Source organism: Corynebacterium sp. KPL2830, assembly GCF_040225635.1.
GTDB lineage: Bacteria > Actinomycetota > Actinomycetes > Mycobacteriales > Mycobacteriaceae > Corynebacterium.
On sequence record NZ_JBEHFR010000017.1, the window covers coordinates 22,621 to 34,317 of the forward strand.

11 protein-coding genes are annotated in these 11,697 nt (G+C 59.8%); 3 read left to right on the forward strand and 8 right to left on the reverse strand.

The annotated features are described in order from the left end of the window. Positions 1-129 precede the first annotated feature (129 nt). Positions 130-1,461: an SLC5/6 family protein gene (locus ABRP87_RS07220; RefSeq protein WP_349862177.1), complete on the forward strand. Its 1,332-nt coding sequence runs from the start codon at positions 130-132 to the stop codon at positions 1,459-1,461. An 18-nt stretch (positions 1,462-1,479) separates the two neighbouring features. Here ABRP87_RS07220 and ABRP87_RS07225 read toward each other — a convergent pair whose 3' ends face one another. The 8 genes from ABRP87_RS07225 to betA all read right to left on the reverse strand — a co-directional run bounded on the left by ABRP87_RS07225 (position 1,480) and on the right by betA (position 7,480). After that, complete coding sequence (locus ABRP87_RS07225; RefSeq protein WP_349862178.1) at positions 1,480-2,328, reverse strand: hypothetical protein; 849 nt, start codon at positions 2,326-2,328, stop codon at positions 1,480-1,482. Positions 2,329-2,400: 72 nt separating this feature from the next. Next, positions 2,401-2,709, reverse strand: coding sequence for an MGMT family protein (locus tag ABRP87_RS07230; protein WP_349868201.1), 309 nt, complete (start codon positions 2,707-2,709; stop codon positions 2,401-2,403). A 21-nt stretch (positions 2,710-2,730) separates the two neighbouring features. Further along, positions 2,731-3,558, reverse strand: a complete 828-nt coding sequence (locus ABRP87_RS07235; protein ID WP_349862180.1) for a VOC family protein — start codon at positions 3,556-3,558, stop codon at positions 2,731-2,733. Then, positions 3,559-3,843: an RNA-binding S4 domain-containing protein gene (locus tag ABRP87_RS07240; RefSeq protein WP_005276256.1), complete on the reverse strand. Its 285-nt coding sequence runs from the start codon at positions 3,841-3,843 to the stop codon at positions 3,559-3,561. Between the two features lie 10 nt (positions 3,844-3,853). Next, complete coding sequence (locus ABRP87_RS07245; protein WP_349868202.1) at positions 3,854-4,231, reverse strand: YbjQ family protein; 378 nt, start codon at positions 4,229-4,231, stop codon at positions 3,854-3,856. A 9-nt stretch (positions 4,232-4,240) separates the two neighbouring features. Further along, positions 4,241-4,867: a LysE family translocator gene (locus tag ABRP87_RS07250; protein ID WP_232221023.1), complete on the reverse strand. Its 627-nt coding sequence runs from the start codon at positions 4,865-4,867 to the stop codon at positions 4,241-4,243. A 127-nt stretch (positions 4,868-4,994) separates the two neighbouring features. After that, positions 4,995-5,678, reverse strand: coding sequence for a LysE family translocator (locus ABRP87_RS07255; RefSeq protein WP_349868203.1), 684 nt, complete (start codon positions 5,676-5,678; stop codon positions 4,995-4,997). A 29-nt stretch (positions 5,679-5,707) separates the two neighbouring features. Next, positions 5,708-7,480, reverse strand: coding sequence for a choline dehydrogenase (betA, locus tag ABRP87_RS07260; RefSeq protein ID WP_349868204.1), 1,773 nt, complete (start codon positions 7,478-7,480; stop codon positions 5,708-5,710). Positions 7,481-7,813: 333 nt separating this feature from the next. On the opposite strand from betA, the gene betT reads away from it, so the two are divergent. Together betT and ABRP87_RS07270 are read left to right on the forward strand one after the other, a co-directional pair. Beyond that, entirely contained in the window at positions 7,814-10,054 is a 2,241-nt protein-coding gene (betT, locus tag ABRP87_RS07265) for a choline BCCT transporter BetT (RefSeq protein WP_239275737.1), read from the forward strand. 45 nt (positions 10,055-10,099) lie between these two features. Continuing rightward, positions 10,100-11,677 (forward strand): aldehyde dehydrogenase family protein, encoded by a 1,578-nt coding sequence (locus ABRP87_RS07270; RefSeq protein ID WP_239269666.1) that lies wholly within the window; start codon positions 10,100-10,102, stop codon positions 11,675-11,677. Positions 11,678-11,697 lie beyond the last annotated feature (20 nt).

The following is an 11,697-nucleotide window of genomic DNA, read 5'->3' on the forward strand; positions in this document are numbered from 1 at the left end:
CTAAGCATCCTGAGACTCCCCCGGCCGCAAAAATCTGTGGTTTAAGGCACATGGTGGTGGTGAGCTTCGCTACACTCTCTACAAGGCGCTTTTGCCACCTATCCTCCACTTTAAGGACTGAGGACCTTCATGAATGCCCCAACCCACGAGTCCCGCACGGATGACAGCACGGAAAGTACCGAGGGGGCAGCTCCGACAAATTCCGCAGAGGAAGCCAACCGGCAGAAGGCAGTGGGCTCCGCCCTGTCTTGGGTCATCGCGCTTTTTGGCACCGGTGTTGGTGCCGGCATCCTCTTCTTGCCGCTCAACGCCGGCGCCTTCGGATTTTGGCCGCTCGTCTTCGCCACCGTGTTCATCTTCCCGCTGGTGTATTTTTCCCACCGGACCTACGCCCGCATAGTCAGCGGCGCACCACAAGAACAACACGGGAAAGACGTCCTAGAGCTGGTGCGCTACTACCTTGGCCGCAATAGCGGCCTTTTCATCGCCGTCTTGTATTGGCTGGCCATCGTGCCAACAGTGCTCATTTATGGCATCAGCATTACCAATGTGGTCGATAGCTTCATCGTCAACCAGCTCGGGGGGCCAAGCATCAATCGGTGGATATTGTCCATTGCCTGCGTGGGCGTTATGACGGGCCTTTTTGCCATCGGCCGCCGCCCCATGCTGTGGCTGGCCCAGATGCTGGTCTACCCGCTTATCGTCGCCCTGGCGGCAACCTCCATTTATTTGATCCCCAAGTGGGATTTCGAAAGCTTCCTCAACGTTGAATACGAAGGCGGTATCTGGGGAATCCTTAAGGGCATCCTGCTTATCCTGCCGGTGCTGGTCTTTTCCTTTTCCCACATGGCCGCGCTATCTCAGTTCTCCGTTGACGTGCAGCCGGCCTACGGCAAAAAGACGGAGAAGTTTGTCTCTCGTGTGGAGCTCTACACCGCCGCAATGCTCGTGGTATTTACCATGTTCTTCGTCTGGTCCTGCGTCCTCGCGCTCGGCGCGGACGGTTTGAGCGAGGCCGTCGATCAGAACATCCCGGTGCTGTCTTATTTCGCCAACGTCACGGGCACGCCGTTCATTGGATATATGGCACCGCTTATTACCATGTGTGCGATCATTTCTTCCTACTTTGGACACATGCTTGGTTCCGAGGAAGGCACGGAGTACCTCCTGCGCATTGCCGTTCCCCGCATGGCCAATAAGCTCTCGCGCCGCGCGCTGCTCAACATCATTTATGTCATCGTATTCGTGGCAACGACCCTCGTAGCCGTCTTCAACCCCTCCATCATGGACATGATTTCAGTAGTTGGTGGCATCTTCGTGGCATTCTTGGTCTATCTGGTGCCGGTCTACATGTTTAAAAAGGTCGATGACTATTCCCAGTTCAAAAACGACATCTGGAATTACTTCGTCTTTGGCATGGGACTTGTCATCATGGCCGTGACCGTCTGGAACCTGATCTAACGGCCAGTCCCTCGCCGCTTATTGGCACACCCGAACTTGGCTTACCTGCGCCAGGGCTTGATTAGCGTTCGCGCACGCTTGGCGCTCAAGATCGGCCGCGGTGCGGGTGGCATCGCGAAGCGCCTGCTGCGCAGGTTCTGGCAGGTTGAGGCCGTTTTCGATGCGCGCGCCGATGGCCTCACTGGATCCGCCGCCTGGGGCATTGTTGACGCCGCGCGTGACATCAGCGGTATGGGTCTGCGCATCGCCGTAGGTGTTGGCGGCTACGGTAAACCCATGCCCAGTAGATACGGAGGCGTGGATGGTGCGGTCATCGGACCAACCGAATTTGGTGCCCCATACTCCGGGAATGTGGTCGGTGCCGAAATCCTGTCGGTATCCATCCGCGGCCACGGGAGCTGCGGTAGCCATTCCCGCGAAAATGGGCGCCGCTACGGGATCGTGCTGGATCTCGGCAGTAAACCGCGCGACATCTTCGCTCGAGGTCTGCGTGGTTCCCCAGTAGCCGGTGTAGTGAGTCTCGCTCAGCCCGAATTCCTGGATGATGCTGGGAATGGCCTGCGGGTAGCGGCGGTCTAGCTCCCTTGCCACATTATCGTCGCTATAGCGAATCATATTTTCCACTTGGGCCTTATCGGCGGCAGAACCATACTTGAGCACCCAATATCCCAGGTAGAGCTTGCTCAAGGATAGCGCCGGGCGGGACTCGTGGCTATTGGCGGTAGAGACGGTGGCGCCGGAATCGTGCCTAACGGTGATCTGCGTACGATCAGGCACGGATTGGGGATCGAGGCTGACCGCTTGGGCAGCGGGAATGGTCACGAAGGAAAGTGCGGTAACGAGAGAACCAATAGCTAATTTTTTCATAACGCATATAGCGTAGCTGGAGAGGTGCCGCACCGCAGTCTATAACTGCAAAAAGTTTTCCTACTGCACTATCTATCGCATCAATACCGCTAGGTCCCGCGCATCCATGCCGTGCTTATGCATGGCGACGCGCCCGTGAGAATGCTCGATGCCCTCGCGGTCCCAGTATTCTTCCGCACGAACGGGATCGTGGGAGGCGCCATTGGCGCGGACCACGCGCCACCAGGCGGCGTTACCACCGTGCCTATTCATCACGGTGCCGACATTGCGGGCCCCGCACCCGGCGAGTTTTGCCACCTCCCCGTAGGAGGACACATTGCCGGGCGGGATAACGGCCACGATGGCTAGCACGCGCTGTGCCAAATCAGAGGAGTCTGACATAAAACGCCTCTTGCCTGCCACTTAGCCCCTGGTGGGGTTGAGCACGTCATCGGATTCGCTGGGCTCATCCTCGGGCGCGTCTTCGACCTCAGTCAGGGTGACGGTCGCGCCGGTGGAATCCGCGAGCAGGCACATGCGCCCGAAGGGGGAGTCCCACGGCTCGCGGATGATTTCACCACCAAGCTCTACCGCTTTCTTGGCGGCTGCATCGATATCGCGCACCCCTAGGTAGGTCTGCCAGAAGCTTGGCACCTGGGGTGGGAACTGGCCTTCGGCATTCCACAGGCCCGCGAACGGGGCGCCGTCTTCTTCCGCGGTGGCGTAAATGAAGTTCTCGTCCTCAGACTCCATGGCACGAATCTCCCAGTTGAATAGCTCTCCATAAAAGTCCATGGCCTGCCGGAATCGCGTCGTGGCGGTCAGTTCGTGCCATACCGGGGTGCCGGGTTCGCCACCGGCAACGAAGTGCTCTGGGCCGGAGGGCTGGATGAGGCCGAACATGCCACCGGCGGCATCGGCAAGCAGGGCCATGTGCCCCAGCTGCACGGGCTGGGGCGCGGCGAGGATGCGCCCGCCCAGGTTCTCCGTGCGCTGGCAATCGCCGTCGATGTCCTTGGAGAGGAAGTAGGTCACCCACGTATCCGGCATGGGTGCCTCGTCCGGCTGCGGGATGAGGCCGGCGATGGGCAGGCCCTGCAGGCGCGCCATCTGATAGGGGTTGTCCTCCTGGGTCTCGGCCGAGATTTCCCAGCCCAAGACCTGCTCATAAAAGTGGGCGGACTTGCGCGGATCCGAGGTGGTCAGATCGATCCAGTAGGGCATGCCTACTTCGGCTTCAAATGCGGGCATTTATAGATTCCTCCACTTTTCCGGATCAAAGTCATCATCTGCGGTGGCTTCATCAAAATAGTCATCATCATCGTCGGGCTCGCCCACGCGCGCGCAGGTGCCTTCAATGCACACCTCATCGCCAATCTGCAGCGTGGCGCCGCGGCGGGTTTCGGTCTCACCGTTGACCGTCACCGCGCCTTCTGCGATAAGTTCCTTGGCTTCACCACCGGTGCCGACCAAGCTGGCCAGTTTAATAAACTGACCCAATTTGATGGACTCGCCAGAAATTGCAACCTCAAGCATGCCGCCCAGCTTACCCAGAGCCCGTTCCCGCGCGGCTATGGGTGGGGTGCAAGGGCTTAGTCACGCGCGCGCGCAGCGAGACCGCCGTGCCCGTGGCGGTGACCAACAGCATGTCATTATTGGTGCCCATTGGGGAATAGTCGAAGGCGATGCCCACCACGCCATCAGCGCCCAATTCCTGGCCGCGGCGCCACAATTCATCTAGCGCCGCCTCGCGGGCCTTGATGGCTTCGCTTTCATAGCCGGAGGCACGTCCACCGGTGATATTGCGTATCGATGCCCCGAAGTCTTTGAGCATATTGATGCCGGTAACGGTCTCACCAGCGATGATGCGCAGGTATTTGGTGATTTCATAACCGTCGACGGTATTTGTGGTAGTAAAAATCATAACTTCAGGCTACATCGCAATAAGCCCGCGGATGCCTTCAAAGAGGATAACCACGCCGAGTAGCAGGAAGACAATGCCACTGACGATGTCCACCCACGCCGAGTTCTTGGCCATCCACTTCGATACCGCGCGCGTGCTCAAGCCGACGCCGACGAAGAGAACCAAGCTTTCTAGTACCAATACCGCGGCGACGACGACGTTTCCGCCCACCCCCATGCCGGGGTCGATGAAATTGGCAAAGATGGCGCCGAAAAAGATGACCACCTTGGGGTTCGAAAGGTCACAGATTAATCCCATGCGGTAGGCCGTCTTCGCCTTGATGATGCCGTCCGGGGTGAATCCGCGCGGTTGTGGTGCCTGCTTCTCTGTGCCCACGACGGTGGCTGGTGCGCGCCGCTCCCGCAGGCCGGAGGAAATCGCGCTATAGGCCATCCACAGCAGATAGCTGCCGCCTAGGACCTGCAGGAGCACCAAAATGCCCTCATGCGTAGAGATCAATGCCGAAAGCCCGGCGAGTGAAGCGATGGTCCACAGGGCAAGGCCCGTTGTACTACCAATGGCCACCCACACTGCCGCGCGGGTGGAACGCGCACCCAGGCGGATAATCTGAACCACATCTGGCCCCGGCGAAGCCATGGCCGCGAACCATATACCCATCAGGGTCACAAGGGCACCTATAGCCACCTAACACCTCCACATTCGTATGCATTTTTACTAACGCAAACAACTGTAGGAAGTGTCTCACCTGCAGCGAAACAGGTAACTACTGTGATTTCAGCAGCGCGGTGGCACCCTCCCCGGCCATCACCACACCAAGCAGGCCAAAGACGAGGCCTGAGACCATATCGATAGCGGCGGAATACCGCGCCGTCCACCGCGCGGCTGCGCGCACGAGCAGCGCAAAGGCGGAAAACCACACGAAGGACATGGCCGCGAGGATTAACGCCACCGCGATAGTCCACCCCACAGACATATCCGGACGGATGAATTGGGCGAATACCGCCCCGAAAAATACCAATGCCTTAGGGTTCGACAGGTTAGTCACCAGCCCCAGCTTGAAAGCCCGCCAGTTGGTCATGTCTTCGGCATCGGCATCGCCAGCCGCCCGTGCCTGGTCCGCATAGTCTTTCGTGTCCACCTCGTGGGCGGGCGCGCGCCGCGCGGCTAACCCGCTGCGCAGGGACGATACGCCCATGTACAGCAAGAAAAGCCCACCGAGCAATTGCAAGATGCTCAGCACGCTCGGCCGCGCCGTAATCAGCGCCGATAAACCGGCCAGGGAGGCGACAATCCAAAAGACCGTTCCGCTAAATACCCCCACCGCGCACATTAGTCCGGCGCGCGTGGAACGCGGGGCCACGCGGATGACCTGCACGATATCCGGGCCCGGAGACACCAAAGCCGCGAGCCAAATCCCCATCAGGGTAAGAAGTGCGGAAATGGTCACGGCTTTAAGCTCCTTAAATTAAGCGGGCGTTAGTAAGCACCCTTCGGCGCCTCCTTGTGGTCACGGATTGCCTCGCCTTCGGCGTAGAGCGGCATATCCTCGTGAGCCTTGTACCACGGAGTGTAGTTAGGCTCGAGCGGCGTGCGACCGGCAATGAGGTCCGCAGCCTTCTCGCCCACCATCATAGTCGGGGAGTAGATATTGCCGTTGGGAACCGAGGGAAATACGGAAGCATCGGCAATATACAGGCCATCGATGCCCCATACGCCCATGGTCTCTGGGTTCACCACGGCCATGGGATCGGACTCATCGCCCATCTTGGCGGTGCAGGATGGGTGCAGTGCGGTCTCGCCGTCATTGCGGACCCACTCCAAGATTTCCTCATCGCTTTGGACCTCTGGGCCCGGGCTGAACTCGCGGGCGCCAACTTCCTCCATTGCCTTGGTATCCAGCAAGGAGCGGGCGACGCGGACGGCTTCTACCCATTCGCGGCGGTCCTGCTCGGTGCGCAGGTAGTTAAAGAGGATGGAGGGCTTTTGACGGATATCGGAGCTCTTGATGTGCACGTGGCCCTTGGTATCGGAGAACATCGGACCAACGTGCCACTGGAAGCCGTGCTTCACGTCGGCCTTTTGGCCGTCATAGCGCACCGCCATGGGCAGGAAGTGGAACATCAAGTTCGGGTAGGCCTCATCCTCGTTGGAGCGCACGAAACCGCCGCCCTCAAAGTGTGAGGTAGCCACTGGGCCCTTCTTCGTCAGCAGCCACTGCAAGCCCATGAATGGCCAACGCCACTTATCCAGGTAAGGCTGGGAGGAAGCGGTGGACTTGGTGGTTTCGTACTGGATATAGACCTCGAGGTGGTCTTGCAGGTTCTCACCCACGCCTGGCAGGTGCTTGACCACATCGATGCCGTGCTTTTCCAAGATCTCGCGGTCGCCCACGCCAGAGACCTCTAGCAACTGCGGGGTATTGATGGCACCGGCGGACAACACGATCTTGTCTGCGAAGACGCGGTGGGTGCCGCCCTGCCACTCGTATTCCACGCCCACTGCCTTGGTGCCTTCAAAGAGGATCTTGGTGGTAAATGCGCGGGTACGCACCTCAAGGTTGTCGCGGTCCTGGTTGGGGTACAGGTAGGCGCGGGCAGCGGACCAACGCTTGCCGTGCTTGATATTGCGATCGAAGGGAGCAAAGCCTTCCTGGCGGTAACCGTTGACGTCATTGGTCAGGTTATAGCCTGCTTCTTGCACCGACTTAAATAGCGCCTGAAAAAGCGGCGAGGTTGCTGGACCGCGGGACAGGTAGAGCGGACCATCGTGGCCGCGGCGCGGATCATCGTCGTCTGCGGCGGCGGTGGTTTCCATGCGGTTGAAATACGGCAAGCAGTGGGCAAAATCCCAGTTATCCATGCCCGGGTTCTGGCCCCACTTTTCGTAGTCCATGGGGTTGCCGCGCTGATAGATCATGCCGTTGATGGAAGAAGAACCGCCGAGCACCTTGCCGCGCGCGTGGTAGATGCGGCGCCCATTCATCTCCGGTTCTGGATCGGACTCATACATCCAGTCATAGTTCTTTGCCCCGATGGGGAAAGAGAAACCAGAAGGCATGTGGATGAAAAGGTCCCACAGGGAATCCGGACGGCCGGCCTCAAGAACGAGCACGCGGGTGTCTTTGTCCTCGGTCAGACGAGCCGCGATGACGGAGCCAGCGGAGCCACCGCCGACAACGACCACATCGCTGACCTCATCCGTCGCCCTCTTTGTCGAGCGCTTCTTAGTCAATTTGTCCACGATACCCATAAATCCCCTTCCTTCTGTGAGCCATCTCACGCGTAGTTCTCGCCGTATTTGTGGCAGATCCATTGTATGGTGCGCAAAAAATCTAAGCTTTTCCGCTTTCATTTATGCACAATAGCGACCCCAGAATACACACCTGGTGGACGTTTTCCCAGATTAATGTATATTTACGGTGTTCGGGTATACATCTGAGTAGATGAAATCCGGGGTCTTTACGCATAGATTGCTCGCATATGATTTATGCCACCAACCTATCTCTTCCCCCTCTTTTCGGGGGGCTGTGGGGCACTCTTGCGAAAGATTCGGCACTTAATCGATCAAGACTAGGAGAAGTAGATGGCAAACCGTGGTCCGCACGACCATGAAGAGTCCCACACAGGGGATTCCGACACCTCTCTCGCTCACTCCACTGGGGAGACTCACCCAACTGGGGACAAGGGCCATAAACCGCGCAACCAAGTACGCGCCATCGTCGGCAGCTACAAGGCCGAAACCGGCGACGATGTCGGCGCAGACGAGGTGGCCGCGCCCAAGCCCAATTGGCCGGTCTTTATCATTTCCGGTGTCCTGATTATCGCCATGGCCCTGTATGCGGGCTTTGGCAAAGAATCCGCGGCGAATACCCTCGCCAGCGTCACCGGATGGATCGGCACGAACCTGGGATGGTTCTACGTCCTGACCGCCACCATCGCCGTGGTCTTCGTCCTCTACATCGCCTTTTCCAATACCGGCAGCATCCGCATGGGCCCGGACCACTCCCGGCCCAAATTCAATACCTTCTCGTGGGTATCCATGCTCTTTGCCGCCGGCATCGGCGTGGACCTCATGTTCTTCGCCGTGGCCGAGCCGGTCACGATGTACATGGACCCGCCGGTGGGCGATGGCGAAACCATGGAGGCCGCCAAAGAAGCCGTGGTCTATGCCATGTTCCACTACGGCCTTACCGGCTGGGCGCTCTATGCGCTGATGGGCATGGCCTTTGGTTACTTCGCCTACCGCCTGAATATGCCGTTGGCTATCCGCTCGGCGCTGTACCCGCTCATCGGCAAGCGCGTGCATGGGCCCATTGGTTCGGCGGTGGACATTGCCGCCATGCTGGGCACCGTCTTTGGCGTTACCGCATCCCTGGGCATCGGCGTGGTGCAGCTGTCCTACGGTTTCCACCTCATCTTCGGCATCGAGCAAGGACTGGGGCTGCAATCAGGGCTCATCATTATCGCGGTCGCCATTGCGACGTTGTCTGCCGTATCCGGTGTGGATAAAGGCATTCGCTTCCTCTCTGAGCTCAATGTCTACCTGGCCATCGCGCTGATGATCTACGTCGTGGTCTTTGGCAAGACCGCCTACCTTTTCGACGCCATCGTCACCAATATCGGTGATTACGTCTCCAAGTTCCCCTCCTGGACGCTGGAAACTTTCGCCTTTGCTGAAGACCAGGCCAGCGTGGATACCTGGATGCAGTCCTGGACCCTCTTCTTCTGGGCCTGGTGGATTGCCTGGGCAACCTTCGTCGGCCTATTCCTGGCCCGCATTTCCCGCGGCCGCACGCTGCGCCAGTTCATCCTGGGCACGCTGACCTTCCCCTTCCTGTTCATCCTGATGTGGATGTCCTTCTTTGGCAATACCGCCCTGGACATGGTGCGCTCCGGCGACTATCCGGAATTTGCGGAAAACGCCATCAACGTTCCTGAGCAGGGTTTCTATGACATGCTCCAGGAATTCCCCGGCTCCGCCATCGTCATCTTCCTGACCACCTTCATCGGCCTGCTGCTGTATATCACCTCGGCCGACTCCGGTGCGCTGGTCATGTCGAACTTCACTTCCCGCATCACGGATAACCGGCAAGATGGCGCCCGGTGGCTGCGCATTTTCTGGTCCATCACCGTCGGCGCGCTCACCTTGGCGTTGCTACAGCTCGATGGCATTGCCACCGTGCAGTCTGCAACCGTGGTCATGGGCCTACCCTTCGCGTTCGTGGTCTACCTCATCATGTTCTCGCTCTGGAAGTCGCTGCGCCTGGAAATCCTCCAGCGTGAGGCCCGGAAAACCGCGTTGCACGGCGCCATCAGCAGCCGCACCGAGCGCGAGCCGAGCGATTCCAACCTGTGGAAGAACCGCCTGGACCGCGCCAATTCCTTCCCCACCAAACAGGACATGGATGACTACCTGCGGGGAACCGCCACCTACGCCCTCGAGCAGGTGGCCACGCAAATGCGCACCCGCGGCTATGACGCCATCTTGCTCACCAGTGAGCTTCCCGATGCCGAATTGCCCCAGCTCGATCTCGAAGTCCGGCTGCACAACGAGCGCCAATTCCGCTACCAGCTCTTCCCTGTTTCCGCGGAGCGCCCGGACTTCTGCGAGGGCGACGGCGAGTACTACCGCCTTGAGGTCTACGACATGACCGGTTCGCTGGGCTATGACGTCTACGGCTACTCCGAAAACCAGATCATCAATAACGTGCTGGACCTGTACGAGCGCCACCTGGCATTCCTCTACATGCAGCAAAGCCAGCCGGGCGATTCCGATGTCTCCGATGGCGCCGAGCCGGAACGCACCTGGCGCGAAGATAGTTAAACTGGCGGGCGATACCGCCGCAATTAGAGAAAGGTTGCTTGCACTTTGAGCACCCAGAACACCTTGTTCGATCCCACGACCACCGAATTGCTCCAGGGCGTGCACTCCGGTGATGCCCCGAAGTCGCTCTTCATCAACGGCCAGTGGGAGGCCGCCCAGGATGGCGAGACCCGCACCATTGTCTGCCCTGCCGATGGCTCTACCGTCGGCGTCGTCTCCGAGGCATCCGAGGCAGATACCCTGCGTGCCATCCAGGTTGCACGTGAAACATTCGATAAGGGCGAGTGGGCCGCAACGCCGTCCGCCGAGCGCGGCAAGATTGTCATCCGCCTGGCGGATTTCATCCGGGAACACAAGGAACTTTTTGCCCAAGCCGAATCCGCGGATACCGGCAAGCGCTACGAGGAATCCCTGGGCGATATGGACGATATTGCCAATGCTTTCGAGTACTTCGGCACCTTGGCCCAGCACCAAGCCGGCCGCGTGGTCGACCCGCAAGATCCCAACCTGCGCTCGCGCATCGACGCCGAGCCGGTGGGCGTCTGCGGCCTGATTACCCCGTGGAACTACCCGCTGCTGCAGGTGTCCTGGAAGGTGGGCCCAGCCCTTGCTGCCGGCAATACCTTCGTGCTCAAGCAGGCGGAGCTGACTCCGCACACCGCCATGCTGCTCATGGCGGCGCTGAAGGAATGCGGCCTGCCGGATGGCGTGGGCAACCTCATCACCGGCGCCGGCGCCAACTGCGGCAATCCGCTCTCCCAGCACCCCGACGTGGACATGGTCTCCTTCACCGGCGGCCTTATCACCGGCAAGCTGATTGCAAAGAACGCGGCAGAGACCGTCAAGCGCACCGCGCTGGAGCTCGGCGGCAAGAACCCGAACGTCATCTTCGCCGATGCCAACTTCGACGTCGCCGTGGATAACGCGCTCAACGGCGCCTTCTTCCACTCCGGCCAGGTCTGCTCCGCTGGCTCGCGCATCGTAGTGGAAGAGTCCCTGCACGATAAATTCGTTGCCGCACTGGTCGAGCGCGCCGAGAAGATCAAGATCGGTGGCCCCACCGATGAGAAGGCCGAGACCGGCCCGCTCATTTCGGCCGATCACCGCGAGAAGGTAGCAGCCTACGTGGACAAGGCCCGCGAACAAGGCGCCAAGATCCTCACCGGCGGCCGCGCCGCCACCAGCGAGGACACCAACGGCCAGCACGGCACCGGCACCACGGATCTGGGCCAGGGCGTGTACTACCTGCCCACGATTATCGATGGCGCTACCCGCGAGATGGACTGCGTCCACGACGAGGCCTTCGGTCCGACCGTGACCATCGAGACCTTCACCACTGAGGAGGAGGCCATCGAGATCGCAAACGATACCGAGTATGGCCTGGCCGGCGCGGTGTACACCTCCGATGCCGGCCGCGCCGAGCGCGTTGCCCGCGCCCTGCGCCACGGCACCATTTGGATCAATGATTTCCACCCGTACCTGCCGCAGGCGGAATGGGGCGGCTACAAGCAGTCCGGCAATGGACGCGAGCTAGGCCCGACCGGCCTTGCCGAATACCAGGAGCACAAGCACGTGTACCAGAACCTGGCCCCTGCCGCATGGGATCAGTTTGGCCTGCAATAAGGCGCAAAAAATTATAAAGC